Source organism: Marinobacter sp. MA, assembly GCF_048298425.1.
Taxonomy (GTDB): Bacteria; Pseudomonadota; Gammaproteobacteria; order Pseudomonadales; family Oleiphilaceae; genus Marinobacter; species Marinobacter salsuginis.
On record NZ_CP103058.1, the window covers coordinates 3,849,521 to 3,875,448 of the forward strand.

General features: G+C 58.4%; 23 protein-coding genes. 9 read left to right on the top strand and 14 right to left on the bottom strand.

Features of this window, described 5'->3' with window-relative positions; all coding sequences use genetic code 11:
• The first annotated feature begins 160 nt into the window (after positions 1–160).
• Positions 161–1,231 (top strand): aminopeptidase, encoded by a 1,071-nt coding sequence (locus NUW46_RS17870; RefSeq protein ID WP_418140842.1) that lies wholly within the window; start codon positions 161–163, stop codon positions 1,229–1,231.
• Here the strand turns inward: NUW46_RS17870 and argA are convergent.
• The 7 genes from argA to coaBC all read right to left on the bottom strand — a co-directional run bounded on the left by argA (position 1,205) and on the right by coaBC (position 10,569).
• Positions 1,205–2,512: an amino-acid N-acetyltransferase gene (argA, locus tag NUW46_RS17875; RefSeq protein WP_069182116.1), complete on the bottom strand. Its 1,308-nt coding sequence runs from the start codon at positions 2,510–2,512 to the stop codon at positions 1,205–1,207. The two genes, NUW46_RS17870 and argA, sit on opposite strands and share 27 nt — an antisense overlap.
• A gap of 188 nt (positions 2,513–2,700) precedes the next feature.
• On the bottom strand, positions 2,701–3,870 hold the full coding sequence (gene argE / locus NUW46_RS17880) for an acetylornithine deacetylase (RefSeq protein ID WP_418140843.1): 1,170 nt from the start codon (positions 3,868–3,870) through the stop codon (positions 2,701–2,703).
• Positions 3,871–3,896: 26 nt separating this feature from the next.
• On the bottom strand, positions 3,897–5,147 hold the full coding sequence (locus NUW46_RS17885) for an acetylornithine deacetylase (RefSeq protein ID WP_418140844.1): 1,251 nt from the start codon (positions 5,145–5,147) through the stop codon (positions 3,897–3,899).
• A 24-nt stretch (positions 5,148–5,171) separates the two neighbouring features.
• Positions 5,172–6,068: an acetylglutamate kinase gene (argB, locus tag NUW46_RS17890; RefSeq protein WP_209399722.1), complete on the bottom strand. Its 897-nt coding sequence runs from the start codon at positions 6,066–6,068 to the stop codon at positions 5,172–5,174.
• 60 nt (positions 6,069–6,128) lie between these two features.
• Positions 6,129–8,771 carry a phosphomannomutase/phosphoglucomutase gene (locus NUW46_RS17895; protein WP_418140845.1) on the bottom strand — a complete coding sequence of 881 codons (2,643 nt, stop codon included), beginning with the start codon at positions 8,769–8,771 and terminating at the stop codon, positions 6,129–6,131.
• A gap of 95 nt (positions 8,772–8,866) precedes the next feature.
• Positions 8,867–9,328 (bottom strand): dUTP diphosphatase, encoded by a 462-nt coding sequence (gene dut, locus NUW46_RS17900; RefSeq protein WP_069182121.1) that lies wholly within the window; start codon positions 9,326–9,328, stop codon positions 8,867–8,869.
• A gap of 41 nt (positions 9,329–9,369) precedes the next feature.
• Entirely contained in the window at positions 9,370–10,569 is a 1,200-nt protein-coding gene (coaBC, locus tag NUW46_RS17905; protein ID WP_209399720.1) for a bifunctional phosphopantothenoylcysteine decarboxylase/phosphopantothenate--cysteine ligase CoaBC, read from the bottom strand.
• Between the two features lie 187 nt (positions 10,570–10,756).
• Here coaBC and radC point away from each other — a divergent pair, with 187 nt between their 5' ends.
• The 3 genes from radC to rpmG all read left to right on the top strand — a co-directional run bounded on the left by radC (position 10,757) and on the right by rpmG (position 12,063).
• Entirely contained in the window at positions 10,757–11,431 is a 675-nt protein-coding gene (gene radC, locus NUW46_RS17910) for a RadC family protein (protein WP_069182123.1), read from the top strand.
• A gap of 228 nt (positions 11,432–11,659) precedes the next feature.
• On the top strand, positions 11,660–11,896 hold the full coding sequence (rpmB, locus tag NUW46_RS17915; protein WP_008173462.1) for a 50S ribosomal protein L28: 237 nt from the start codon (positions 11,660–11,662) through the stop codon (positions 11,894–11,896).
• Positions 11,897–11,907: 11 nt separating this feature from the next.
• The gene (gene rpmG, locus NUW46_RS17920) at positions 11,908–12,063 is read left to right on the top strand and encodes a 50S ribosomal protein L33 (RefSeq protein WP_008173465.1); all 156 of its coding nucleotides are present in this window, start codon (positions 11,908–11,910) and stop codon (positions 12,061–12,063) included.
• Between the two features lie 106 nt (positions 12,064–12,169).
• On the opposite strand, the gene NUW46_RS17925 is transcribed toward rpmG, so the two are convergent.
• From NUW46_RS17925 to NUW46_RS17940, 4 genes are all read right to left on the bottom strand, one after another.
• Positions 12,170–13,258, bottom strand: a complete 1,089-nt coding sequence (locus tag NUW46_RS17925; protein WP_418140846.1) for a porin — start codon at positions 13,256–13,258, stop codon at positions 12,170–12,172.
• A gap of 314 nt (positions 13,259–13,572) precedes the next feature.
• Positions 13,573–14,433 carry an endonuclease/exonuclease/phosphatase family protein gene (locus NUW46_RS17930; RefSeq protein WP_069182124.1) on the bottom strand — a complete coding sequence of 287 codons (861 nt, stop codon included), beginning with the start codon at positions 14,431–14,433 and terminating at the stop codon, positions 13,573–13,575.
• Between the two features lie 60 nt (positions 14,434–14,493).
• A complete protein-coding gene (locus NUW46_RS17935; protein WP_136631154.1) occupies positions 14,494–15,129 on the bottom strand; it encodes a thiol:disulfide interchange protein DsbA/DsbL in 636 nt (211 codons plus the stop codon).
• A gap of 143 nt (positions 15,130–15,272) precedes the next feature.
• Positions 15,273–15,881, bottom strand: a complete 609-nt coding sequence (locus NUW46_RS17940) for a c-type cytochrome (RefSeq protein WP_069182126.1) — start codon at positions 15,879–15,881, stop codon at positions 15,273–15,275.
• Between the two features lie 177 nt (positions 15,882–16,058).
• On the opposite strand from NUW46_RS17940, the gene yihA reads away from it, so the two are divergent.
• Positions 16,059–16,706, top strand: a complete 648-nt coding sequence (gene yihA, locus NUW46_RS17945) for a ribosome biogenesis GTP-binding protein YihA/YsxC (protein ID WP_136631494.1) — start codon at positions 16,059–16,061, stop codon at positions 16,704–16,706.
• A gap of 214 nt (positions 16,707–16,920) precedes the next feature.
• On the opposite strand, the gene NUW46_RS17950 is transcribed toward yihA, so the two are convergent.
• On the bottom strand, positions 16,921–17,571 hold the full coding sequence (locus NUW46_RS17950; protein ID WP_069182131.1) for a TetR/AcrR family transcriptional regulator: 651 nt from the start codon (positions 17,569–17,571) through the stop codon (positions 16,921–16,923).
• A gap of 192 nt (positions 17,572–17,763) precedes the next feature.
• Between NUW46_RS17950 and NUW46_RS17955 the strand changes: the two genes are divergently transcribed.
• The 4 genes from NUW46_RS17955 to coaD all read left to right on the top strand — a co-directional run bounded on the left by NUW46_RS17955 (position 17,764) and on the right by coaD (position 22,369).
• On the top strand, positions 17,764–19,209 hold the full coding sequence (locus tag NUW46_RS17955; protein ID WP_418140847.1) for a coniferyl aldehyde dehydrogenase: 1,446 nt from the start codon (positions 17,764–17,766) through the stop codon (positions 19,207–19,209).
• Between the two features lie 176 nt (positions 19,210–19,385).
• On the top strand, positions 19,386–20,024 hold the full coding sequence (locus tag NUW46_RS17960) for a hypothetical protein (protein WP_069182133.1): 639 nt from the start codon (positions 19,386–19,388) through the stop codon (positions 20,022–20,024).
• A gap of 29 nt (positions 20,025–20,053) precedes the next feature.
• On the top strand, positions 20,054–21,649 hold the full coding sequence (locus NUW46_RS17965) for a GMC family oxidoreductase N-terminal domain-containing protein (RefSeq protein WP_418140848.1): 1,596 nt from the start codon (positions 20,054–20,056) through the stop codon (positions 21,647–21,649).
• 243 nt (positions 21,650–21,892) lie between these two features.
• A complete protein-coding gene (gene coaD, locus NUW46_RS17970; RefSeq protein ID WP_008173494.1) occupies positions 21,893–22,369 on the top strand; it encodes a pantetheine-phosphate adenylyltransferase in 477 nt (158 codons plus the stop codon).
• Between the two features lie 59 nt (positions 22,370–22,428).
• Here coaD and NUW46_RS17975 read toward each other — a convergent pair whose 3' ends face one another.
• Positions 22,429–23,718 carry a DUF945 family protein gene (locus NUW46_RS17975; protein WP_418140849.1) on the bottom strand — a complete coding sequence of 430 codons (1,290 nt, stop codon included), beginning with the start codon at positions 23,716–23,718 and terminating at the stop codon, positions 22,429–22,431.
• A 21-nt stretch (positions 23,719–23,739) separates the two neighbouring features.
• Positions 23,740–25,881: a polyphosphate kinase 1 gene (gene ppk1, locus NUW46_RS17980; protein WP_153633990.1), complete on the bottom strand. Its 2,142-nt coding sequence runs from the start codon at positions 25,879–25,881 to the stop codon at positions 23,740–23,742.
• Between the last annotated feature and the right edge of the window lie 47 nt (positions 25,882–25,928).

A 25,928-nucleotide genomic window follows, 5' to 3' on the forward strand; every position in this document is an offset into this window, starting at 1 on the left:
TATCTCGCAAAGCCGGAACAGTCACCGGGGACACTGCCCGGTACCGACTCACGTCCCTGAAACGATGGCGGATGCCACCGGCTGCTACTATAGAGACCATGATTGTACTATAGCGGCCTGGCCCCCACAGGCAAACCAATCCACTATAACATCCTGACCCATGAAACAGCTTAGTCAGATCTATCTACTTTTGCTACTGGTAACAATGCTTAACGGCTGTTCGACCATTGGCTACTATTCGCAAGCTGTCAGTGGGCATCTATCGTTGATAATGGCCGGGGAACCGGTGGAGAAGATCCTCACAAATAATGAAACCCCACTGGAGTTGCGAGGAAAACTCTCGCTGACACAGCAGGCCCGGCACTTCGCCGCCCAACGACTGGCCCTGCCGGTGGGAGACGCCTTCAGCGACTACGTGGAGCTCAACAGACCCTGGGTGGTGGTCAATCTGGTGGCCGTGCCCGAATTCTCGCTGGAGCCACACCGCTGGTGCTACCCCGTTCTGGGCTGCCAGGCCTACCGGGGGTACTTCAATCTGGAAGATGCGCGTGCCGAGGAGGCGCAATTCCAGGACAGAGGCTTCGACACCTTCATTGGCGGTGTGACGGCCTATTCCACCCTTGGCTGGTTTGATGACCCGCTGCACACCGGCTTTACCCGATTGGCGGCAGACCGCATGGTCGCGCTGATGTTCCATGAACTGGCCCACCGGGTGGTCTACATTGCCGATGACACGGCCTTTAACGAAAGCTTCGCCACCGCCGTGGAGCTGGAAGGACTGAGACTCTGGCTCTCGGAGCAGGGCACCCCCGGTCAGTTCCGGCAAGCCCTGGACCGTCTCGCCCGCCGCAACCAGACACTGGCCCTGGTGGAGGACTTCAGCGCCCGCCTGCAGGCACTGTACGCCGAACAGGACCGCTTGTCTGATGACCAACTGCGAAACCGGAAAACGGCCATTTTCGAAGACCTGGCGCTAGCCTATCAGGAGCTTTCCGCAGACTGGCCCGAGCCGGGCCCTTTCGGACCCGCACCGGTCAGTCTGAACAATGCCAACGTTGCGCTGTTTCGCCAGTACAACCAGCATGTACCGGCATTCCGGCAGATGCTTCGAAATGCAGACTACGACTTTGCGAGCTTTTACAAGGCCGTCGAGACGCTGTCGGAGCAACCGGAACCCCAGAGGTCTGAACACCTGGCGGCCCTGTCACAGCGGTTTGAAGAACACCTTTGAGTTCCGCTGGGTATTGTAGGAGGCCAGCTTCGGCCCGGGCAGGGCCTGCACGGTGGAAGGCTGGAAGCCCCGCTCCCGGAACCAGTGCTCCGTCTGGGTGGTGAGCACAAACAGCTTCTGGATGCCCTGCCCCCTGGCCAGCTTCTCCACCATCGCCAGAATCTCGTCACCCCGCCCGGCGCGGCGATAGTTTGGATCCACGGCAAAACAGGACAGCTCGCCGGCACCTTCCTCGGGGTAACTGTAAAGAGCGGCACAGCCCACGATGGTCCCGTCTCGCTCTGCCACGACAAACCGGTCAATTTCGGTTTCCAGCATCTCCCGGGAACGGCGCACAAGAATGCCCTGCTCCTCCAATGGCTGAATCAGTTCCAGAATCCCGCCAATATCCTCAACCCTGGCCTGGCGGAACTGTTCGTAGTGATCGCCGCTCACCAGCGTGCCGGCACCGTCCCGAGTGAACAGTTCTTTCAGCAACGCCCCGTCGTCCACATAGCTAATGATGTGAGCACGCCGTACGCCCTTCACACAGGCATCACAGGCCGCCCTGAGCAGATCCGCATCGTGACCGGTTACCGCACCGGAAGCCAGACGTTCGGACGCCTGACGCGCTGACAGCTCCCTGATCAGGCTGCCGTCCTCTTCCTGCAAGCCGGGATCATCAATAAACACCATCAGCTTTTCGGCCTGCAGCGCCGCCGCTACCTGACTACCAACATCCTCGTAGGAGAGGTTGAAGGCATCCCCGGTGGGCGAATAACCCATCGGCGGTAGTAGAACAATGTGACCAAGCTCCAGCAGTTTCTCGATGCCGGCCACATCCACCCGACGCACCTTGCCGGTGTGGCCAAAATCAATGCCATCCAGCACACCCACCGGCTTGGCGGCCACATAATTGCCACCACTTACCCGAATACGGGCATTGTGCATTGGCGAATTCACCAGGCCCATGGAAAGGTGGCTTTCCAGATAGGCTCTCAGGCCACCGATGGCTTCCATCACCATGCCAAGGTGCTCCTGTGGTGTGATCCTCAGACCTTTGGCAAACGACGATTCCACACCGGCGCCATCCAGCCGCGCCTGGATTTGCGGGCGGGCACCAAAGGCAACGACCAGTCGCACGCCAAGGCTGCTCAGCAGCGCGATGTCATGGATGATGTTGATAAAATTCCCGTGTTCAATCGCATCCCCCGGAATGGTCAGCACCACCGTGCGCCCGCGGTGGGCGTTGATGTATGGGGATGAATGGCGGAATCCATGCAGCCAGTCGTTTGATTTCAATTCGAATACTCCAAGCTCTTTTCTTTACGCGGCCTGCAATTCAGTCTGACGAACACTGTCGGGAGCCCTCTCCAAAACCGTGGAGCGCCAGGGATGGCGCGACCGAGCCCTACAGGGACGTATTTACGGGCGTGTTTTGGAGAGGGCTCCCGACAGTGTTCAGTCCCCTATTTGACCCGGACTCCGTCTTAAAGGCAAAACTGTCGGATAAGCCCTCGCAGTACTTTAACGGTTGGCTCCAGCTGGGACAGCTCGATAAATTCATCGGGTTGGTGCGCCTGATCAATGGATCCGGGGCCCATGACCAGGGTTTCCAGGCCGAGTTTCTGCAACCAGGGCGCTTCCGTGGCGAAGGCAACGGCGTGGGCGGTATGGCCCGTCAGTTTCTCACAGGCTTTGACCAGGGCTGCATCGGCCGGGGTTTCGAAAGGCGGCACCCCGTCGAAGAGTGGCTCGAATTCCAGGGACAGTTCCCGCCTTTCCGCAATCGGCTGGACCTTGCTCAGGATGGTCTGACGCAGGGTTTCCATGTCCATGCCCGGTAGTGGGCGCAGATCGAAGTGCAGTTCGCACTGGGCGCAGATGCGGTTGGGGTTGTCACCGCCGTGGATGCAGCCCAGGTTCAGGGTTGGAAACTGCACTTCAAAGTTCGGGTTCCGGTATTTTTCCTGCCAGCCTGACCGGAGTGCCAGCAATTCGGTGAGCGCCTCGTGCATCCCTTCCATGGCGTTGCGGCCGAGGGCCGGGTTGGAGGAATGGCCGGACTGACCCTCGAATTTCAGGCGCTCCATCATGATGCCCTTGTGCATCCGTACGGGCTTCAGGCTGGTGGGTTCGCCGATGACCGCGTAGCGGGCCTTGGGCTTGCCGGCTTCGGCCAGGGCCCGGGCACCATCCATGGAGCTCTCTTCGTCAGCCGTGGCCAGTATGATCAGGGGCTGCTTGAGATCTTCGTTCACAAAGGCCCTGGCCGCTTCGATGGCCAGAGGGAAAAAGCCCTTCATGTCACAGGTACCCAGCCCGTACCAGCGGTTATCCCGCTCGGTCAGGGTAAAGGGGTCGCTCTGCCAGCGTTTGTCATCAAAGGGCACTGTGTCGGTGTGGCCGGACAGCACCAGACCACCCGGGCCGCTGCCGAGGGTTCCGATCAGATTGTACTTTCCGGGCATCCCCGGCACTTCCAGGATTTCCACAGAAAACCCGAGAGCCTCGAGCCATTCGGCCAGCGTTCGCACCACGGGCTCATTGCTGTGATCCCACTTCGCCGACGCGCTGCTGATGGAAGGCAGCGATATCAGGCGGGCAAGCATGTCACGAATGCCCGGCACCGTTGCGGATTTGCTATCGGACTGCGACATAGTTTCCTCTCAGATTCCCACTGGAATCATTGTGCACGGCCACGACGCCAGACTTCAAAGTTGACGATCGCCCTGGTCAACATCGGATAGGCGACTTCACCACCGGCAACCACGCGGGCCACTTCCAGCTCACGCTCGCTGACGCTCACCAGACGACCCTCCACAACATTATCGTTGGACAGGGTTACCCGAACCTGCCGGTCAATCCATTGTTCGGCGCTCTCCAGTTCCGCCGGGTACCAGCTTTCGGTCTCAGGATCTTCTCTTGGCACCACTGGCTCAACCGCCACTTCTGGTGTTTCCTGAACAACAGGCTCGGCCTCGGTCAGAAAGACGTCCGGTACGCCGGCACCATTGTAGCGAACTTGCCAGCTTGGGCCCTGGCCACCGTTGTCATCCACTCTGACAGGAACACCAAACATGGACTGATCCGGTTGCAGGTTCACGGTAAGCTCACCGCCCTCAAGCAGCCACTGCCGGTAAAGCGCCTTCAGCTGATCGCTGGCGGCCAACCCCCGGGCTTCGAGTCCAGCAACCAGCGCGGCCACCGCCCGCCCCGCCCATTCGCCGGTTTCAATGCCAGCTTCGCGGGCACAGTAGGCGGCGATTCGGCGCATCAGGCCGCCATCGCGCAGGGTCAAACGCATAGGCTCGTCACCGTCCAAAACGGACAGTTCGGAATCCTGAACCCGGATTCGGGCATCAGGCCAGTCCAGTTCGAGACTACCGGTGCTGATGGTATTCAGCTCCGCGTGGAGATTGCCTTGGGTCTGGCGCACGAAACCATCGCCGGCCAGCGCAGTGATGCCCATGCGGATCAGATCGCCGCTCCCCAGTTGCTGCCGCGGATCTGGCGCACAGGAAAGGACAAACAGCGCCGGATCTCCCTCACTGTTAACGCCCTCTGCGGTGACCCAGTTCCGGAGCATGGTCGGGTCCAGAGTCAGGCCAAGGCCATCAAGTCTCAGGGTCCACTGGGCCGGCAGACTGGTCGGATCGGCAAGAGCAGACAGCAGGTCAACGGGTGAACCAGTATCAAACTCCGCCCGGGCGATATCCAGCGGCTGGGTAAGCTCGAAATCCTGCCAACTGGCATTGTTGAGAACCAGTCGGCCCTCAATACCGGAACTGATGCTGCCTCGATGCAGCACACCGTACGATTCCAACGCCTGTCTTGCTTCAGCCATGCGCTGGTCTGCCAGCCACCAGACACCTGCCTTGAACGCGGCAAAGCCGATCAGAACCAGTACTACCAGCGTCGCAAGCAGGCGCTTCATCCGGAGACTCCTTGTCGGGTGCCGTCAGTTACGTGAAATCAGGGTGCCGACACCCTCATCGGTGAAGATCTCCAGCAAGCACGCATGAGCGACCCTGCCGTCGATGATATGGGACGTGCGTACACCATTCTCCACCGCACTGAGGGCGCACCGGATCTTGGGCAGCATGCCGCCATGAATCGTACCGTCTTCGATAAGCTCGTTAACCTGCTTGGCCGTGAGCCCGGTAAGCACCTTGTCGTCCTTGCTCTTGAGTCCGGCCACATTGGTCAGCAGGATCAGCTTTTCGGCTTTCATGGCCTCGGCCACCTTGCCTGCCACCAGGTCAGCGTTGATGTTGTAGGAAGCGCCATCGGGCCCCACACCAATCGGTGCGATCACGGGAATCAGGTTGCTGCGGGTAAGCATGTCGATAACATCCACGTTCACACTGGCAACCTCACCAACATGGCCGATGTCGATGATTTCGGGCCGCTCCAGTTCGGGAGAACGGTTGACCACCTCCAGCTTGCGGGCCCGGATCAGGTTCGCATCCTTCCCGGTGAGCCCCACCGCCATGCCACCGTGGGAATTGATCAGGGAAACAATTTCCTTGTTGACCTGGCCGCCCAGCACCATCTCCACCACGTCCATGGTTTCAGAATCGGTGACCCGCATGCCATTGACGAACCGGGACTGGATATTCAATCGTTCCAGCAACTCTCCGATCTGGGGCCCACCACCGTGGACAACGATCGGGTTGATACCTACCAGTTTCATCAACACCACATCACGGGCAAAACTGCTCTTCAGGTCTTCGTTTTCCATGGCGTTACCGCCATATTTGATGACCACGGTCTTGCCGGTAAACCTTTGAATATAGGGCAGGCCCCGGCTCAGTACCGAAGCCACCTGCATTGCTGTTTCACGATCCAGCGCCATGTTTTCGCCTTGTTAATCCTGAGTTGTTATCGATCTGCAAATCGTCAGTGGGCTTTCAAATCAAAACTCTGCCACCAGATCCGGCGCTGCCTTTTGCAGCTGATCCCGGAACACAGACTTGATTCGTTCCAGTGCCTCCTCTGTCTCCGCCTCGAAGCGTAGCACCAGCACTGGCGTGGTATTGGATGCCCGACACAGCCCCCAGCCGTCGGCGTAGTCCACCCGGATGCCATCAATGGTGCTGATGTTGCCGTCACCAAAGTCACCGTCCTCGCCGAGCCGTTTTATGATGTCGAACTTGGAGCTTTCGGTCACTTCGACATTCAGCTCCGGGGTGCTGATATCGTCCGGGAAATCCTCGAAGACCTCATCGCTGTGCCGGTCTTCAATGCCCAGGATTTCTAGCAGGCGGGCGGCGGAATAAAGGCCATCATCAAAACCGTACCACCGCTCACCAAAGAAGATATGACCGCTCATTTCCCCGGCCAGGAGCGCGCCAGTCTCTTTCATTTTTGCTTTCATCAGTGAATGACCGGTTTTCCACATGATGGGCCGGCCGCCCGCTTCAGATATCACACCGGCCAGCCTGCGGCTGCACTTCACGTCATAGAGAACGTCAGCACCCGGATTGCGGGACACCACATCCCGGGCGAACAACATCATCAGGCGATCTGGCCAGATGATCTTGCCGGAATTGGTGACCACGCCGAGTCGATCGCCATCGCCGTCGAAAGCCAGCCCGATGTCAGCACCTTCCGATTCGACACGGGCAATCAGATCCGCAAGGTTTGCCGGTTTGCCGGGATCCGGATGATGGTTCGGGAAGTCACCATCCACCTCGCAGTACAACGGAATCACCTCACAGCCCAATTCTTCAATGAGCATGGGTGCGAGTTCGCCGGCAATGCCATTGCCGGCATCAACGACAACCTTCAGCGGTGCCGCTACCGCAATATCGCCAACAATCCGGTCCAGATAGGCACGGCGGACATCCTCGGTACTCTGACCGCCCCGACCACTGGCAAAATCGCCGGTCTGAATTCGCTGATACAGTTTCTGGATGGCTTCCCCCGAGAGGGTTTCCCCGCCCAGCATGATTTTCAGGCCATTGTAATTGGAGGGGTTATGACTGCCGGTGACCATGACACCAGAGCCAGTCTGGAGTTCGTGGGTGGCAAAATAGAGTACCGGTGTGGGCACGGCGCCCACATGAATCACGTTGCACCCGGTGGCCATCACTCCACGAGCAAGGGCATCCGCAAGATCCGGGCTCGAATGGCGACCGTCATAACCAATGCAGAGGCTGTCGACACCACGCTCCAGGGCTTCGGAACCAATGGCCCGGCCGATCACCTCAACGCCCTCGGCAGTCAGGGTTTCGCCGACAATGCCTCGAATGTCATAGGCCCGGAAAATATCCTGGGACAGCTCTACCTGAGGCAGTGCCACCTCTTCTACATCCGGGGTGTCGCCGGAACCAAAGACGGTATCTTCGCCACTGCCAAAACCGAGAACGTCCTCATCGCCATCAAGCATGTCGATATCGAGCATGTCCTTTTCCTGGAACAGGGGTTCATCGCTGCCCTTGGCGGTACCTGTACCGGCCTTCCCGGCAGCAGCCTGCTTTGGCTTCGCCGCTTCGCCAGCCTTGGCGACCCGCTTATCGACAACCTGTGACAACCGGTACAGCACCTCACCGGTTGACGCTACCATATCCCAGCGGAAGGTCGGCAACTTCACCCGCTCTCCGCCAAATACCTTGTGAGCCCACTGGATCAAAGCGGTCACATCCTGGCGCAGACCTTTCTGGGCTCCGCCCAGCAGGACCCAGACAATGATGGCTGCGATCAGCGCGGGAACCCCAACCAGAATAGCGATCATCACCGTATCCACCGGCGCTGCGGAGGACCTGGCGGGGGTATAGGTTACCGTCCAGTCAGGATTGCCGAGCTTCCGGGATTCGGCGCTTCCGGATCCGTTGCCATTGCTGACTACGGTGCGGGACGAACCTGACACCGTCTGGACCAGCGCCAACTGGCCGCCGAGACTGGAATTGACTACCTGCAGCAACGGCTGGATCTGGGCGGAGTCGAAGATGATCAGCAGGCTTCCGATGACCGCATTGCTTGTCGGGTTGCGCACCGGGGTGGCCATCTGGAAAAACCAGCGATCATCCCTTGGGAAGGCATCCGGGAAGAGCCGCTGGCCGGTTTCAGCGCGCCGGGCCAGTTCAAGGCCCGAGAACCCCAACAGTCCCTCATTGCTTGAAGTACGGGGAATGTCACGGTAGGGAAACAGATGGACTGCCTCTATACCGGGCAGTGAATCCGCCAGCTGCACTTCGGTTGGCGGTATCTCGTTCGGGCTGCCCAGCGCCTGAACCACATGCGGCTGGGTGGCAAGACCATTGACGCTTTTCTGGACCTGGTCGAAATACTGGTTCAGTCGAAGCGCTGCGGCATCGGCCTCCAGCGCTTTCAACGAGCCAAATCGTTCCGTTGCCGAAGGCTGGACCACCAGAAAATGAAGCAATGCAACGGCAATTACGCTCGCCAGAACCACGACCAGTGACTGGTTTACTGCCACGGTATTCAGCCGCTTGAGCTTGGGGCCCGAGGCACTGGCCTTTTCCTTTTTTACCGCCTTCTTCGACGGTTTTTCATCAACGGACGCGTCGGCATCTTTCTTTTTACCCAGCTTCATAGTCCATCCTGCAGTTGTAATTTTATCGTCCTGGACAAGCAGTTACCCGCAAAGTATAGACGCCGGCGCGTGGTTCTGCGTGGCCGGCCTCCTGGTCACCGCGTGCCGGTGGAGCCAAAGCCGCCGTCACCACGGACACTGGCGTCAAATTCCGAAACCACCTCAAAATCCGCCTGGACGACCGGCACCAGTACCAACTGGGCCAGGCGTTCGCCTACATCCACGGTAAAGCTGGTGCGCCCACGGTTCCAGCAGGACACCATCAACTCGCCCTGGTAATCCGAATCGATCAACCCCACCAGATTGCCAAGGACAATGCCGTGTTTGTGGCCGAGCCCGCTTCTGGGCAGGATCATGGCCGCCAGGGAAGGATCTGCAATGTGGATCGACAAGCCGGTCCGGATCAGTTGGGTATCGCCCGGTTCCAGGGTCAGCGGCTCATCCAGGCAGGCTCTCAGATCAAGGCCGGCGGAGCCTTCGGTGGCATATTCGGGAAAGGGAATCTGGTTACCGATACGGTCATCCAGAATACGTACCTGAAGATTTTTCCTGCTCATGAGGTGTCCTGTCGATTGTGGTACCGGAACGCTTCGCTGAATTAGCGGGCGGCCTGGTCGAGATGTTCGCTTATCATTGCCACCAGCTCCCGGGCAATGTTCGTTTTGCTGTTCGGGCCGATAGACGTCTGACCACCTGGCCAGAACACGGTTACCGCATTATTGTCGCTGTTGAAACCAAGGCCCGGCGCCGATACGTCGTTGGCCACGATCATGTTCAGCTTCTTGCGCTGCATTTTGTCGATGGCATAGCTGGCCACGTCAGTGGTCTCCGCTGCGAACCCCACTGTAAAGGGCGCGTCGTCACGCCCGGCAATGGTTGCCAGCGTATCCGGGTTGCGCACCAGCGAGAGTGCCATGGCCTCACTGGATTTCTTGATCTTGTCTCCGGCGCAGGTTTCCGGACGGTAATCCGCCACCGCCGCCGTCGCAATAAAAAGATCGCAACCCTCATCCACGGCATTCGAGGCTTCTCGCAACATGTCCTCGGCCGTTAGAACCTGGCGCACTTCAACACCGATCGGAGGCGCCAGGGCCACCGGTCCGCTGACAAGAATCACCCGGGCGCCCGCCTTGCTCGCTGCACTGGCCAGGGCGTAGCCCATTTTCCCGGAACTGTGGTTACTGATATAGCGAACCGGGTCGATGGGCTCTCGGGTCGGACCTGCCGTAATCACCACGGTCTTACCGGAGAGCACCCCCTCGCTACCCCGATCAATAAGACCGAAAATGGCCTCTGGCTCCAGCATTCTCCCGGGACCGGTATCACCACAGGCCTGGGCGCCCTGGTCGGGCCCCCACAATTCGATTTGGGGATCTTCTTCCAAAAGCCGGATATTTCTCTGGGTACGGGCGTTGCTCCACATGGCCTGATTCATGGCCGGCACCACGGCAATGGGCGCCTCGGTTGCACAGCAGACAGTGGTTAGCAGATCGTCTGCCATCCCCTGGGCCAGACGGGCGATGAAATCCGCCGACGCCGGCGCTATCACCACCTGATCGGCCCATTTGGCCAACTCGATATGCCCCATGCCCGCTTCCGCCTCCGGGTCCAGCAAGGAGGTCCGAACTGGCTCGCCACTCAGAGCCTGAAAGGTCAGTGGTGCCACAAAAGCTTCTGCTCCACGGGTCATCACAACCCGCACCTCATGGCCGGCCTTTTTCAGCTGACGCACAAGTTCGGCGCTTTTATAGGCTGCAATACCACCGGTCACTCCCAACAGGATTCGTCTGGCGGCCATAGGGGCTCCGTTTCCGCATAAAATGAAAGGCTTATAAGATAGCATGCTCAGGCCACAGCGACAGCCTGCCAGGCCAGGCATACGTTTACCGATTGTTACTTTTTGAAGTAACCTTTGTAACCCTGAGAGGCCCGTCGCGGCGCAGGATGCGCCCGGGGCCGGACTTGACCATCGCAAGGAAGCCAAGATGACAGATTCCACCTGGCCCACGGACGAACGTCCGCGGGAACGCCTGCTCGCCCACGGGGCGCCAACCCTCTCCGACGCCGAACTGCTCGCCATATTCCTGCGCACGGGCACCACTGGCATGCCGGTGATGGCACTGGCGCGCCACCTGATTGAGGAATTTTCGGGGCTCCGGGGGCTACTGACCGCCTCCCAGCGCCAGTTCTGCAATGTCAAAGGCCTGGGAACCGCCAAATACGCCCAGGTTCAGGCGGCCATGGAAATGGCACGCCGGGTCATGGAGGAACCACTACGCCAGGGGGACCCCCTGCGATCTCCCGAGGATACTCGGCGTTTCCTCACCAGCCGGCTGGGCACCTATCCCCACGAGGTGTTCGCAGGCCTGTTCCTGGACAATCGTCATCGCGTCATCCAGTACCGTGAGTTGTTCCGGGGCACCATTGACGGCGCGGCCGTCTACCCAAGAGAAGTGGTGCGACAGGCCCTGGAAGACAATGCCGCGGCAGTGATCTTCGCACATAACCATCCCTCGGGCGTGGCAGAGCCCAGCCAGGCCGACATTTCACTGACCCGTCGGCTGAAAGAGGCGCTGGGTCTGGTGGATATCAGGGTTCTTGACCATATGGTTGTTGGCCATGGTGAGGTAATATCCCTCGCTGAACGGGGTCTGCTGTAAAACCGTCTTTACGATGGTGAACGTCAATGCCGGAAAACTGGCCAAATTCCCAACAATTTTTTGCGTTGGGGTGCGAGTTCTGGTATAAAAGCGTCCCTTTCTGGCGGCGTCTGGCGAGCAGCGTTCAGTTTAGAGGCGCGAACGGGGGCGTGATGGCTCCTTTGCAACCAGAGACGCATTAAAAACGAATTCGTATTATTAAGACCATTGCTCAGGTCGGAGGCAAGTATGTCCAGAGTTTGTCAGGTTACCGGTAAGCGTCCGGTATCCGGTAACAACGTTTCCCACGCGATGAACCACACTCGTCGTCGTTTTCTGCCGAATCTGCAGAACCACCGTTTCTGGGTTGAGTCCGAGAAGCGTTTCGTGAAGCTGCGCGTTTCCACCAAGGGCATGCGCATCATCGATAAAAAAGGCATTGACGCTGTGCTGGCCGATCTTCGTGCCCGCGGCGAGAAATTTTAAGGAGCCGCATCATGCGCGAGAAAATCAAGCTGGTTTCATCAGCAGGTACTGGTCACTTCTACACGACCAAGAAGAACAAGCGTAACACTCCGGAAAAAATCGAGATCAAAAAGTACGATCCGGTTGTCCGCAAGCACGTTGCGTACAAGGAAGCCAAGATCAAGTAATTGATCTGGCGACCTGAGAGAAACCCGACCAAGTGTCGGGTTTTTTATTGCTCAAAAAAACCCGGCGCATAGCCGGGCTTTTCGGGTCTAACGTGTGGCTATCAGCTCAGAACTTCAAGAGAGCACCCACAAAGAGTGTGTCCACATTCTCGTAATCGCCTGCATTACGGTCCAGTGAGTTGTTGTTGTAACCGGCGTAGGCGCTGAAGTACTTCACCGGCGTGTAAACATACCCCAGACCAAGGGTTTCCGCGGAGTCACCTTCGGCAACGCGATCCGAGGCTTCCATCATATGGATATCCATTGCGTGACGGCCTGTCTTGTAACCCAGCTTGACCAGGAAGAAGTCTGAATCCGGGTTTGCCGCGTCGTCATCACTGACAGTCGAGTATGCGCCGGTCACGTTAAATCCGCTGTCGTGCAACCACGACACCGAACCACCCAGAGTGTCTACCCTATCTGCCGCACCCCCAACGTCACGACTTGAATAACCAAGCGCGGCAGACACCTTGCCACCCAGCTCACCGTCAAAACGTGCACCAATTTCAGTGACATCCTGATCATCGTTCTTGGTACCCTGACTTAATGCTACTTTGAGCGGTCCGACGCTTGGGAGATCGTATCGCACCCGGGTGTAACGGCTCTCGAAATCCTGGTCACTCATGGCTGCACCGAAACGGACGGTATCCGCAGGGTTGCTCTTTTCGACAAAACTCAGACCGCCACCCATCAAACCAGGGTTGGCATAAGAGATTACCGCGGTACCCGAAAGGTCTCGTTCGATATTTCCATTAGCCGCGCCATCACCCTGACCAACAGAAACCTTGCCAAATGCACCAGCGACATAGACATTCAGGTGTCGCTCCGCGAACTCTCCGGAAATGGTTCGCTCATCCTCAGAAACCGCATTAGATGGGTTAACCTGGTACTCGAGCTCCACATGGGCGCCAACCGTCAGACCGGTATCGGCTACATCACCACTCAGCCTCACACCAGCCCGACTGGCACTGTTATCGTTGTCGGCTGTGTAAGTCTTGGTGCCAGCGGCCGAGTCAGTCACCATCACGCCGTAATTGATCTGGCCGTAGGGATCTACACTGACATTGGAGACCGACGCCTGGGCCAGAACACCTGTGGAAGTAATTCCGCAGGCAATTGCGACAATGGCAGAACGAAGTTTGTTTTGATTGTTCACAGATTTTCTTCCCGTTTTATTTTTAGTTGGACGGCAGGCCGCAAGAGCCTGCGCTTATGCGTGCCAGCCCGACCTGAAAAGCAGGCTGGCACCGGGAAGACATTGGCAAGGTTTGCGCCAATTCTGTTGAATCGCTTACCGCGACGGGAATGGGTCGATTTTTCAATTCTCTAGACGCCAGCGCCCGTTTTTCCGCACGCCGACAACCAGGAGTTTTGGGTGATATTCCACCCAAGTCCGTTTGGAAAGGGGTGCAACGCCACCCATCCGGACATTGGCGTGCCCATCTCGCATACGACTGGTGGCAACGAAAGTCAGAACTTCTCCAGGTAACCCTCGGGTAACGCCACGTCCATGGCAATAGGAAGGTGATCTGACATCGGATAGCTGACCACTTCTGAACGTCGGATCTCCAATGAGGGACTCACCAGAATATGGTCGAGGGCCTTCTCGGGCCGCCAGCTTGGAAAACTGTGGGCTGTGTCTGGCAAGGGCACCAGATCGGTTTCCTTGAGGGGTGTCTGGGTAAGCAGCTGCTCCGCATGAGCGTTCATGTCTCCCATCAGAACCACATGCTGGTAATCAGCGATCAGCTCCCGGATGTAGCCTAACTGGCGTTGCTGGGCCGTTTTGCTCAGAGACAGATGCATCAGCACCAGCACCAGAGGGTCATGCTCGGTGCCATAGCGGGCGATGATCGCCCCCCTGCCCGGGATCAGCCCCGGTAACTTATGCTCGGTAACGTCGAGGGGCCGGTACCGGCTCAACAGACCATTGCTGTGCTGAGCGATCTGGCCAAGATTCCGGTTCAGCTGCTGGTACCAATAGGGAATGCCGGCCGCTTCGGCCAGGTATTGCACCTGGTTGATGTAGCCGCTGCGCAAACTGCCGCCGTCGCACTCCTGCAAGGCCACCACGTCGTAGCTGCGCAGCAGAGAGGCAATCCGGTCCAGATTCTCGATTCGATTGCGATGGGGCAGTATGTGCTGCCAGCTTCGCGTGAGATAGTGACGGTAGGAAGAGGTATTGATACCCACCTGAATGTTGAAGGTGAGCAGGCGAATGTGTCGTTGCGGCTCAAACTCGGGGACATGCTCGGTCCCGGAGCAGGCACCCCTCGGCCCGCCGGCCGGCTTCAGGATGCCATTCAACTGCTTTCTTATATGCTTGTACATAGTGGCGGTCTCAACCGGCCGGCTGCTTGTTGAACTCGGTTCTGGCTCTTTGGCGCTCCCTTACTCCACCTCGCCCCGCTCTTTGGCGACAAGGTAGTCCACCACTTCCAGAACGGCCTCGTGGCTACCGGCCATGGATGCACTGACAGTGTACTTGCCATTAACCAGCATAGTCGGAGTTCCGGTGATCCGCGCGCCACGGATTTTCGACTGGGCTTTCTGCATGCGGGCATTCACACCGAAGCTTTTATAGGTGCTGACAAATTCATCCGGATCCACGCCATAATCTGCAACGAAGTCCGCCAGGGCTTCCGGCGAATTCAGGGGGCGGCGCTCGCCAGCAAGCGCATCGAACAGCGCATCATGGACCTTGTCCAGCTCACCCATGGCTTCCAGGGCGTAAAAGGCGTAGGCATGGGGCTCCCAGTTTCTGCCGAGCGCCGCAGGAATCTTCACATAGTTGACGTAATCCGGTGCATCGGCCGCCCAGGCCTCAACCAGGGGCTTGAAGTTGTAGCAATGGGGACAGCCATACCAGAAGACTTCGGCTACTTCGACACCAGAATCGCTATCGGTTCTTACCGGGTTATCCAGACGATTGTAATGAGTCCCTTCTTTCCACTCTGCGGCGTTGGCCAGGCCAGAAACCGACAGTGCCAACAGGAGCAGGAAAACCATTCTGAAGGATCGAAACATGAAACATCTCCGGTTATTTGAATATCGTTTTGGGAGGATTATGACCCAGCGTACCTGAAAAGTTCCACAGGTCGGCAGTTACAGAAACGAAAGGCAACAAAAAACCCCGCACCAGGCGGGGTTTTCGGTACAGTCCGGCGATTTCAGTTCAGGCCGGAGATGTAGCTGGAAACCGCTTCGATCTCGGCATCGGTCAGCTTCGAGGCGACATCCATCATGATCGATGCGTTCGTGCCGGCATCCCGGGAACCATCGCGATATGCATTCAGCTGCTTGATCAGATACTCTGCGTTCTGACCACCGAGAGCCGGGTAACCGGCCGGCTCGTTGCCAACACCTTGCGGGTTATGACAGCCGGCACAGGCCGGTACGCCCGTTGCCATGTTGCCGCCACGGTAAAGTGCCGCACCCTGATCGACCAGATCCGGATCAGCCTGACCAACCACCATGTCCTGGGCGTTGAAGTAGGCAGCCAGGTCCTGCAGATCCTGGTCGTTCATGTTGTCCAGAATACCGGTCATTTCCGCGATATTCCGCTCTTTGTCCTTGATCAACACCAGTTGGCGATACAGGTATTTTTCGCCCAGACCGGACAGCTTGGGATAAGACCCCATAATGGGCTTGGCACCATTCTGGCCGTGACAACCGGCACATACCGCTGCGTTCTGTTCGCCTGCTTGAGGATCTCCCGCCCCGTGCGCCATCGCCGTGAGGCCAACACCGAGAACTACTCCTGCGATCAGTTTTTTCATGCTCGCTCCGCTTCTCTCATCTTTTAAGGGTATTCTTCGCTATGCAGCCGGTAGGCGCTGACCAGTTCAGGCTCAAAACCGGGGCTGACAGCGGTCGCGCGCAGCGCGCCGCCCGGAATTGGTGTAGCATTATACATTAATCCCTGATAACTGAAATCCAAAGGAAAGCCAACCGCTGTGGACCCTGATCTGACTCAAAAAAGCCTCTCTTTCAACAGCGCCCGATTTCTCATCAGCGCTTCCCGTCTGGATGAGTGCCCGCCGGATTTCGGTGCTGAAGTCGCCTTCGCCGGCCGCTCCAACGCCGGAAAATCCAGCGCCCTGAACGCAATCACGGCCAACGGCAAGCTGGCCCGGACCAGTAAGACTCCCGGGCGTACCCGGCTCATCAACTTCTTCTCTCTCAACCGAGAGAACTGCCGAATGGTCGATCTTCCCGGATACGGCTACGCCAAAGTATCCAGGGACATGAAAGACGACTGGCAGCAACACCTCGGTCACTACCTGAATGACCGGCGCTGTCTGCGTGGCCTGGTTCTGGTGATGGACATTCGTCATCCGCTGACCGATTTCGACCAAATGATGGTGGAATGGTGCGAGCATAACAACCTGCCGTTGATGATTCTGGCCACCAAAGCCGACAAACTGAAGTTCGGCCAGGCCAAAACCGCCATGCTCGGCATCGCAAAGGATCTGAAAGCGTACACCTGCGTGGAACACCTGATCATGTTCTCTGCAACGTCAAAACGGGGCGTGGAGGAGTGCCGGGAGGCGTTGATCGACTGGCTGGAAGGCCATCCCGGGGACGAAGGCGCCAGCCTCTGATGACATAAAAAAAACCGGCCTGCCAGGTAGCAGACCGGTGAAACGTCAGGGTTTGCGACGTGCTAAAACCTGAGATCGCACTCAGGAGACGCAAGGAATGTCCGAATTCCCAACGTCACCCTTGTGACTCTAATCTTCGCGCAAAGTTCCAGGTTAGATCATTTTTTGACCAGATCTTCGGGTTTCACTTACACACTGCGGAACCTGGAACATCTCAGTCGTGCAATGCCGGGCGGTATTTTTCTCTCAGGGCCATCACGCGCTCCCGATACGCCGGTGTCAGATAGGGAATTTCGAGTGTCAGCACCTGATAGATGCCCTGCTTCAACTCGGTGAGGGTAAGGCAGGCGGATTCCTCGGCTGCATGGGCTGTTTTCAGGAACGCCATCCAGTTGGTAATCACCAGCCACACATTGAGCGACATCGCCGACCGCAGGTCCTCCTCCTGGGGCTCAATAATGCCAGCTTCCGCCAGTTTCTCGAAGATCCGACTGATGGATGCCAGGCAGCGGTTTGTAAAATCGCGATAGTCCTGCCGCAACCTCTGATCGCTGTCCAGAAGGTATTCCAGATCCCGGTGGAAGAATCGGTAACTCCAGAGACCGTCAAAGACCGACTCCAGATAAAAGGTCATGTCGTCCAGTGTCATGGCCCTGTCTTCCGGAATATCCAGGTAGAAATCCACCAGCTTTTCGTATTCCAGGAAGATCTCGTAAATGATGTCCGACTTGTTGCGAAAGTGGTAATAGAGGTTGCCCGGCGAAATGGCCAGGTGCGCTGCAATGTGATTGGTGGTGACATTGCGCTCGCCCCGTTCGTTGAACAGCTCCAGGCTGGAGAGCAGTATTTTGTCTCTTGTCTTCATAGACCCGTCGGCGTTTGTTGTTGTACAGCTCACAGATGGCCTGATTCGCCATCCGGCCCCGCTTGACTCACTAGAGTATATACTCTAATAATACCCCCAGACGCAAACTGAACACTTTTTCGCCAATCGTTCAGTATCCGAAATGCCAGGCCGCGAACCAACTCTGGTCGTCGCCACAGAGGAGCAAGCATCATGGGAGCCACTGTCGTTCAGCTCACCGAGAGCAAGAAACAGATCCAGCACACCCACCGGGTGTTCGAAGATCAGAAAAAGGCGTTCCGTAACAACCCCATGCCTTCCCTGGCGGAGCGGCAGGAGAACCTGAAACGCCTTAAACGGGTCCTGCTGAGCAACCAGGACCGGCTACTGGATGCCATTGACCGGGATTTCAGTTGCCGTTCGAAGGACGAATCCCTGATTGCCGAGGTCATGCCGTCGATCCAGGGCATCAACTACACGCTCAGGAACCTCAGTGGCTGGATGAAGCCATCCAAACGCCATGTATCCGTGCTGTTCCAGCCTGCCAGCAACAAGGTCCACTACCAGCCAAAAGGCGTGGTGGGTGTGATCGTGCCCTGGAACTATCCCCTGTATCTGGCGGTGGGTCCTCTGGTCGCATCCCTGGCCGCAGGTAACCGGACCATGATCAAGATGTCGGAATACACACCCCATACCTCGGCCCTGTTCAAGGAACTGATCGAAGCCAGCTTCCCGGAAGACCTGGTCTCGGTGATTACCGGCGAGGCTGACGTGGCTGCGGACTTCTCGGCGCGCCCGTTTGACCATCTGCTGTTCACCGGCTCTACGTCAGTAGGCAAGCTGGTCATGAAGGCAGCGGCTGAGAACCTGACGCCGGTCACCCTGGAGCTGGGTGGCAAATCCCCGGCCGTGGTCTCGCCGGATGTACCGATGGAAGACGCTGCGCAGCGGATTACCTTTGGCAAGGCGTTCAACGCAGGCCAGACCTGCGTGGCGCCAGACTACGTGCTTTGCCCCGCCGACCGGGTGCAGTCGTTTGTCGACGAATTCCGGGCCCGCTTTTCCGAGATGTATCCGAGCCTGCGGGACAACGACGATTTCACCGCCATCATCAATGAGCGGCAGTACGATCGCCTGCAAAGCTACCTGGAGGACGCCCGGGAGAAAGGCGCCGAGCTGGTGGAAATCAATCCGGCCCGGGAAAATCTCAAGGATGGCACCCGCAAAATCCCTCTGACACTGGTCCTGAAAACCACGCCGGACATGAAGGTGATGCAGGATGAGATCTTTGGTCCGATTCTGCCGGTCGTCAGCTATGGTGGGCTGGACGAAGCCATCCATTACATCAATGACCGCCCGCGGCCCCTTGCCCTGTACTTCTTCGGATACGACAAGACCCAGCAGCAGCATGTGGTAGACAACACCCACTCTGGTGGCATGTGCATCAACGATTCACTGATGCACGTTGCCCAGGACGATCTGCCGTTTGGTGGCATCGGCGATTCCGGCATGGGGCACTACCATGGCCGCGAAGGGTTCCTGACCTTCTCCCATCACCGCGCCATTTTCACCAAGCAGAAATTCAACAGCGGCAAGTTTGTCTATGCGCCCCACGGGACGACGGCGCACAAGATGGTTTACAAGTTCTTTATCCGCTAGGGCCCATTTGTGGGAGTCTGTCGAGGGCCGGTTCTGCCTTCCGAAACACGCCGTTAATACGTCCGTGTAGGCTTGAGCAAAACATCCCTGTTTTGCACAGTTTCGGAAGGCAGAACTGGCCCCCGACGATCAGGCAACGTCAGTGCCTTCAATAGAACAATAACGAGAATACACCCATGCAGAAACAGACCCCTGATCCGTCAGGACACCCTCAATTTAACGATCTCAACCGCCGAAGCTTTCTCAAAACCGGACTGGGCGGCGCTCTTTTTCTTGGTACCGTCAGTGTCACCGCCGGGCTGAGCGGTTGCGCGACGCAGCCAGCGGGCAGACTCAGTGCCGTTGGCACCCGTATGGATGCCAGTTACCAGTTCCGGTTTTTGACCGAGGATGACATAGCGCTGTTCGAGGCCCTGCTGCCCGCCATGGTTGGTCCGGGTTTGCCAGAGCAGCCCCAGGCCAGAAACATGGCAATTGCCGGGACGATCGAGCGAATTGATGCCGGCATCCACAAGTTCGGACCGGCCAACCAGAAGGAACTGCGGCGGTTGTTTGACCTGTTGAACTTCGGGCTCACCCGGGTGACCGTTGCCCGGGTCTGGTCAAGCTGGCCGAATGTAACCACAGAGGAAGCGGATGCGTTTCTGGAACGCTGGCGCACCAGCCGTATCGGGCTGTTCAACAATGGCTACATAGCGCTGACCAAGATCAGCAACGTGGCGTTTTATGGCTATCGCGATTTCTGGCACCTGTCCGGCTACCCCGGACCGCCCCAGTATGCTGTCGACGCACTGCCACAGTTCCAAAATGCCTGATTACCAGCTGATCTGACGGAGCCAAAAGCATGTCATTAACCGATCGTATTGCCCGGGGCCTGGAATCGGGCTGGAAAGTCACCGATGGTGCTCGACTGACGGAAAGCCTGACCACGGAAGCCGACGTTGTTGTTATCGGAACCGGCGCCGGTGGTGGGACCACTGCAGAGATTCTCGCTCGCAGCGGATTGTCCGTCATCCTCGTTGAAGAAGGCCGGCTGTATTACCAGAAAGACTTCAAGATGGACGAGCAGACCTCCTATGCCAACCTCTATCAGGAAGGCATGAGCCGGGTTACCCGGGACGGAGCGATCGCCATTCTTCAGGGCCGCTGTGTTGGCGGTTCCACCACGGTGAACTGGACCAGCAGTTTCCGTACACCAGAGCCGACCCTGAACTATTGGGCCGACCAGTTTGGACTGGAAGACCTCCGCCCGGAGGCCATGGCGCCCTGGTTCGACGGCCGGGAAGAACGGCATTCCATGTCGCCCTGGCAGGTAGACCCCAACGTCAACAATGACATCCTGCGCCAGGGCTGTGAGAAACTGGGCTACAGCTGGCAGATCATTCCTCGCAACGTCAAAGGTTGCTGGAACCTGGGTTATTGCGGCGTCGGCTGCCCGACCAACGCCAAGCAGGGCGCCCTCATGACCACCATCCCCGGTGCACTCGACAACAACGCCCGCCTGTTCCACAGCCTGCGCGCCGACCGCCTGGTCATGAACCAGGACAAGATCGACCACCTGGAAGCCTCTGCCTTTGCGGATGATGGCGTCACCCCAACCGGGATCAAGGTCACGCTCAAAGCCCGACACTTCGTGGTCGCCGCCAGCGCCATCGGCAGCCCCGGCCTGCTGCTCCGCTCCGACATCCCGGACCCGAACCAGCGCATCGGCAAGCGCTCATTCATCCATCCGGTCAACGCCACCGTCGCCCAGATGCCTCAGCGCGTCGATCCGTTCTACGGCGCGCCCCAATCCATCTACTCCGACGAATTCAACTTCCGCGACGGCGTCGACGGACCCGTTGGCTACAAGCTCGAAGTACCGCCCTTGCATCCTGGCATGTCCAGCGGCGTCATCCCCGGCCACGGCGAAACCCAGATCAACAACATGGCCGGTCTGCCCCACATGCAGTCCGTCATCGCCCTGCTCCGGGACGGCTTCCACCCCGAAACCCCCGGCGGCACAGTATCCCTACGCGACGACGGCAGCCCGGTACTGGATTACCCGGTGACCGACTACCTCTGGGACGGCCTTCGCAAGGCCTTCCACACCATGGCCGAAATCCAGTTCGCCGCCGGCGCCGAAAAAGTCCGCCTCATGCACCTGGATTCCGACTGGTACACCAACTGGACCGACGCAAAAGCCGCCATCGACCAACTCCCCATGGCACCCCACCGCGTCCGCCTGTTCACCGCCCACCAGATGGGCGGCTGCGCCATGGGCACGGACCCGGCAACCTCGGTTGTCAACGGCTTCGGCGAGCAACACCACGTCAGCAACCTCAGTGTCCACGATGCCTCGATCTTCCCGACCAGCATTGGGGCAAACCCGCAGCTGTCGGTCTATGCGCTGGCAGCGAGGAACAGTACGAGGTTGGCGCAAAAACTGAGTGAGACTTAATGAAGCTGACGGGGAGGTAAAACCCATGGTCAGCTCGCGCCTGTGGCTGACCTCCTCCCGGGAATGTCGAAGGCCAGGGATGGCCTGAGCCAAGCGCACATGGATGTGCTCGGAGCGTTTCCCGGGAGGAGGCCAGCCACAGGCGCATGGCACGAGCCCTGGAACGCATGCACAGGGATGCCCGGACTACAGCACCAAAGGTGATCCTGATATCCTGTTGGCCTCAAACAAAAGGAGCTGTGCATGTCCAAAGTCATCTACCCGGGCACCTTCGATCCCATCACCAACGGCCACACCGACCTGATCGAACGTGCCGGCCGAATGTTTGATGAAATCGTCGTCGCCATTGCCTACAACCCCAAGAAACAGCCACTTCTCGACCTCGAAGAACGCTGCGAACTGGTCCGCCAGGCAACTGCGCATCTCCCAAATGTCAGCGTCACCGGCTTCAGCAACCTGCTGGCCGATTTTGTCCGTGAACAGGGCGCCACCGTGATCCTCCGGGGACTCCGGGCGGTATCTGATTTCGAATACGAATTCCAGCTGGCCGACATGAACCGCCGACTCGCACCGGAAGTGGAAAGCGTGTTCCTGACACCGGCCAATCACCTGTCCTACATCTCCTCCACCCTGATCCGGGAAATTGCCTCCCTGGGCGGCGATGTATCGGAATTTGTCGATCCGGCGGTAGAGGCTGCACTCAAAAAGAAATTCAGCTGAATTTGAAGCCGTAAAAAAGCCCCGATCAACGGGGCTTTTTTACGACAGGGAACCAGGCCTCAGAGCAACGGCGGCAAAGGGATCTCCACCCCGTTCACCTCGAGCATGAGGTCTCTCATACTGGCATCAAGCACCAGTCGATCGTCTTGCTGGACCAGCAACCCTTGTTTGATAAGGGGTGCCAGTTGCAACCGGAACTCCGGATATTCCTCCGCGAGCGCAACCGGCAGACTCAGATCCATTTCCCCGGTCAGTTTCTGCATCACCATCAGCATCTCGCCTTTCTTATCGGCTGTCAGCTCCGGATGGGAAATACTGGCGCTGCCCTCCACCACACCTTCCGGCGTGGTTACGGTCAGTTCCGGAAAACCAACGGAGAAGCCGGCAGCTGCAAGGTCACGCAGGGCTGTGTTTACCTCCTGCATGGCATTCATCTGCTGCTCGAACTGCTGAGGACCACCGGAAGCCTGGTTAAGCGCAAGGGCCTGCAGTGATGACAGGCTTTCCGTCAGCCCGCTCCAGGCCGCCACGTCCAGCCCTGACAGTTCGAACACCAGCCGCTGGGGGCCATACGTCTCATCGGCCGTTGCAACTCTGGCAACCTCGAAAGCCATCCGCGAATCCAGGCGCTCGCCATCACTCACCGGCTCACTGCTGCTGCGGATCGAAATCTCCTCGAGCCTGACGGGCGCTTCCGCAACCGGTGTCACCGCAACCGAGTCCACCATCACTTCGCCAGAGCCGGTCCAGACCTCACCAGACAGATGGGTCATTGTCTGTTCCAGGTGGAAGTCGCTGACCCGAATATCCAGGTCCGGGCCAGACAGAGTCAGAGCCGGCCAGACCATCAAGGCATCCGCCTGCGAGCCCGAATCGCTGATTTCGATTCTTGCCAACCCGCCGCTGGAGGCAACGGTCTCGCCGGTACTCGCATCAGTTACGCTCATCTGGGGCGCTTCGAGCTCAATCACTGCGGTGCCCCAGAGCCGGGTTTCCAGCGTCAGCCTTGGCTCCTCGCCAGAAAACCAGTCCGTCCCTCCTGATGACCAGCCTCCTTCGGGCTCGAAATCCATCAGGCTGCCGGTTACCCCGTGAGTTACGTCGGCACGATAGGAAAACTGCTGGGACTCTCCGGTTTCCGGGTTCGTGAGGTTGATCGAACCAGTGAACCGGGCACCGAGAATACCTCGGTCGTAGTTATCGGTTTCCATGCGAAGGAACGGTTGGGCACTGTTCACCTCCGCCGTTGCCTGCTGCCACTGCTGTTCAGTCAAGTACCCCACGACCCAGGGCAGGCCACCGGCCACAGCCAGTACACCGGCACCAGCAATCATCCATTTTGCATTCAAAGGTTTTCTCCAGTTCGGGAATCAGGTTTTTCCGGTCAGCCGTTCCAGCAGTACCAGTTGGGAGGCCAGGCGCTCTTCGTCCTCGCCAGGCTGGTTCTGGATATAGCTGCCGTCCGGTTGCAGCACCCAGGACTGGCAATTGTCGGCGAGGTAGGTGTCCAGATCTTCCCTGACTCTGGCGACCAGCTCGGGATCATCCAGCGGGAAGGCGGTTTCCACCCGGCTGAGCAGATTGCGCTCCATGCCGTCGGCGCTGGAACAATAGACATCCGGGCGGCCGTTGTTGCCGAAGTAGTACACCCGGGTATGCTCAAGGAAACGTCCAATGATGGACCTGACCCGAATATTCTCGGAAAGCCCTGGCACCTCTGGGCGCAGGCAGCAGATACCGCGGATAATCAGGTCGATCTTCACACCGGCCTGGGAGGCGCGGTAAAGCGCCTTGATCAGCTGGATTTCCGTGAGCGCATTGAACTTGAAGATAATCCGGCCTTTCTCGCCATAGCCGGCTTCGCGCTCGATCAGGCTGAGCAGGCGCGAGTGCAGTGTGAATGGCGAGTGGAACAGCTTCTTGATCTTCAGGGCCTTGCCCATGCCCGTGAGCTGCTGGAACAGCTTGTTGACGTCGTCACCGATAGACTCATCGCAGGTCATGAAGCTGTAATCGGTATACAGGCGGGCATTGCCGGCGTGATAGTTACCGGTGCCCAGGTGAACATAACGACGCAGGCGCCCCTCTTCGCGACGGACAATCAGGATCATCTTGGCGTGGGTCTTGTAGCCGACCACACCGTACACCACGATCACCCCGGCCTCCTGCAGCCGGCTGGCCAGCTCCAGGTTCTCCGCCTCACTGAAACGGGCCCGCAGCTCGATAACAGCGGTAACCTCTTTGCCACGGCGCGCGGCGTCCGCCAGGGCTTCAACAATTTCTGAATCGGCGCCGGTGCGGTAGAGGGTTTGTCGAATCGCCAGAACCTGGGGGTCCTTGGCGGCCTGGCGCAGCAGATCCACTACCGGGCTGAAATTCTCATAGGGATGCAGCAGCAGGATTGGACGCTTGCGGATGGCGTCGAACATTGATTCCTTGCTGCGAATCTGCCTGGGAATGGACGGTGAAAACCCGGAATAGGTCAGATCCTGACGGTCTACCAGCCCACCGACTGCCATGAGCCGCGTCAGGTTGACCGGGCCATGCACCTGATACAGATCCCGCTCGGTCAGACCAAACTCCTTGAGCAGGAACTGAACCAGCTCTTCCGGGCAGTTGTCGGCAACCTCAAGGCGCACACCATCACCGAACCGGCGGCTGAGCAGTTCACCACGAAGGGCCGAGGCCAGGTCTTCCAGGTCATCCTCCAGCTCAAGGTCAGCGTTTCGGGTCAGCCGGAACTGATAGCAGCCTTTCACCTCCATTCCGGGAAAGAGCTCATCGGCATGGGCGTGGATCATGGACGACAGGAACACCAGGTTGTCGCCACCGTTACAGACATCATCAGGAAGCCGAACCAGACGTGGAAGCGAACGGGGTGCAGGCACGATCGCCATACCGGTTTCCCGGCCGAAGGCATCCTTGCCGTCCAGTTCCACAATAAAGTTCAGGCTTTTGTTGACCAGGCGTGGAAACGGGTGCGACGGATCCAGCCCGATGGGGCTGACCACCGGAAGGATCTCCTCTTCGAAGTAAGTGCGCACCCACTCCGCCTGCTCCGGCGTCCACTCCCGGCGACGGACAAAATGAATGTTCTCCTGTTCCATTTCCGGAATCAGAACATTGTTGAGGATGTCGTACTGTTCGCGAATGTACTCGTGGGCAACACGGCTGATTTCCGCCAGCGCCTGCTCGGGCATCATGCCGTCGGCACCAACGGTTTCCCGGCCGTACTTCATCTGCTGCCGCAGGCCGGCAACACGGATCTCGAAGAACTCGTCCATGTTGCTGCTGAAGATGCAGCAGAAAATCAGACGGTTGATCAGTGGGTGGGTCGTATCCAGTGCCTGCTTGAGAACCCGGTAATTAAACTGGAGCTGGCTCAGTTCACGGTTGAAGTAGTTTTCGTTGGCGTCCAGGTTGATTTCCTCACCAACCGGGGGCACGTTCACCGGAGCAGGCACACTCCGCTCATCCCCTGCCGTCTGATTCTTCGCCGTATCCGTTGTCATGATTCCTCGATTCCAGTTTGCTCGCCGCTACCGGCGAATGACTTGCT

What these genes read in the sequence shown, in the direction of transcription:
- NUW46_RS17960 (WP_069182133.1), top strand. Translation starts at nt 19,386, where the DNA reads ATGCAGAAACAGACCCCTGATCCGTCAGGACACCCTCAATTTAACGAT.
- NUW46_RS17955 (WP_418140847.1), top strand. Translation starts at nt 17,764, where the DNA reads ATGGGAGCCACTGTCGTTCAGCTCACCGAGAGCAAGAAACAGATCCAG.
- NUW46_RS17885 (WP_418140844.1), bottom strand. Translation starts at nt 5,147, where the DNA reads ATGAAGCGCCTGCTTGCGACGCTGGTAGTACTGGTTCTGATCGGCTTT.
- NUW46_RS17950 (WP_069182131.1), bottom strand. Translation starts at nt 17,571, where the DNA reads ATGAAGACAAGAGACAAAATACTGCTCTCCAGCCTGGAGCTGTTCAAC.
- NUW46_RS17895 (WP_418140845.1), bottom strand. Translation starts at nt 8,771, where the DNA reads ATGAAGCTGGGTAAAAAGAAAGATGCCGACGCGTCCGTTGATGAAAAA.
- rpmG (WP_008173465.1), top strand. Translation starts at nt 11,908, where the DNA reads ATGCGCGAGAAAATCAAGCTGGTTTCATCAGCAGGTACTGGTCACTTC.
- ppk1 (WP_153633990.1), bottom strand. Translation starts at nt 25,881, where the DNA reads ATGACAACGGATACGGCGAAGAATCAGACGGCAGGGGATGAGCGGAGT.
- NUW46_RS17870 (WP_418140842.1), top strand. Translation starts at nt 161, where the DNA reads ATGAAACAGCTTAGTCAGATCTATCTACTTTTGCTACTGGTAACAATG.
- NUW46_RS17940 (WP_069182126.1), bottom strand. Translation starts at nt 15,881, where the DNA reads ATGAAAAAACTGATCGCAGGAGTAGTTCTCGGTGTTGGCCTCACGGCG.
- dut (WP_069182121.1), bottom strand. Translation starts at nt 9,328, where the DNA reads ATGAGCAGGAAAAATCTTCAGGTACGTATTCTGGATGACCGTATCGGT.
- NUW46_RS17930 (WP_069182124.1), bottom strand. Translation starts at nt 14,433, where the DNA reads ATGTACAAGCATATAAGAAAGCAGTTGAATGGCATCCTGAAGCCGGCC.
- NUW46_RS17965 (WP_418140848.1), top strand. Translation starts at nt 20,054, where the DNA reads ATGTCATTAACCGATCGTATTGCCCGGGGCCTGGAATCGGGCTGGAAA.
- argB (WP_209399722.1), bottom strand. Translation starts at nt 6,068, where the DNA reads ATGGCGCTGGATCGTGAAACAGCAATGCAGGTGGCTTCGGTACTGAGC.
- coaD (WP_008173494.1), top strand. Translation starts at nt 21,893, where the DNA reads ATGTCCAAAGTCATCTACCCGGGCACCTTCGATCCCATCACCAACGGC.
- radC (WP_069182123.1), top strand. Translation starts at nt 10,757, where the DNA reads ATGACAGATTCCACCTGGCCCACGGACGAACGTCCGCGGGAACGCCTG.
- coaBC (WP_209399720.1), bottom strand. Translation starts at nt 10,569, where the DNA reads ATGGCCGCCAGACGAATCCTGTTGGGAGTGACCGGTGGTATTGCAGCC.
- NUW46_RS17935 (WP_136631154.1), bottom strand. Translation starts at nt 15,129, where the DNA reads ATGTTTCGATCCTTCAGAATGGTTTTCCTGCTCCTGTTGGCACTGTCG.
- rpmB (WP_008173462.1), top strand. Translation starts at nt 11,660, where the DNA reads ATGTCCAGAGTTTGTCAGGTTACCGGTAAGCGTCCGGTATCCGGTAAC.
- argE (WP_418140843.1), bottom strand. Translation starts at nt 3,870, where the DNA reads ATGTCGCAGTCCGATAGCAAATCCGCAACGGTGCCGGGCATTCGTGAC.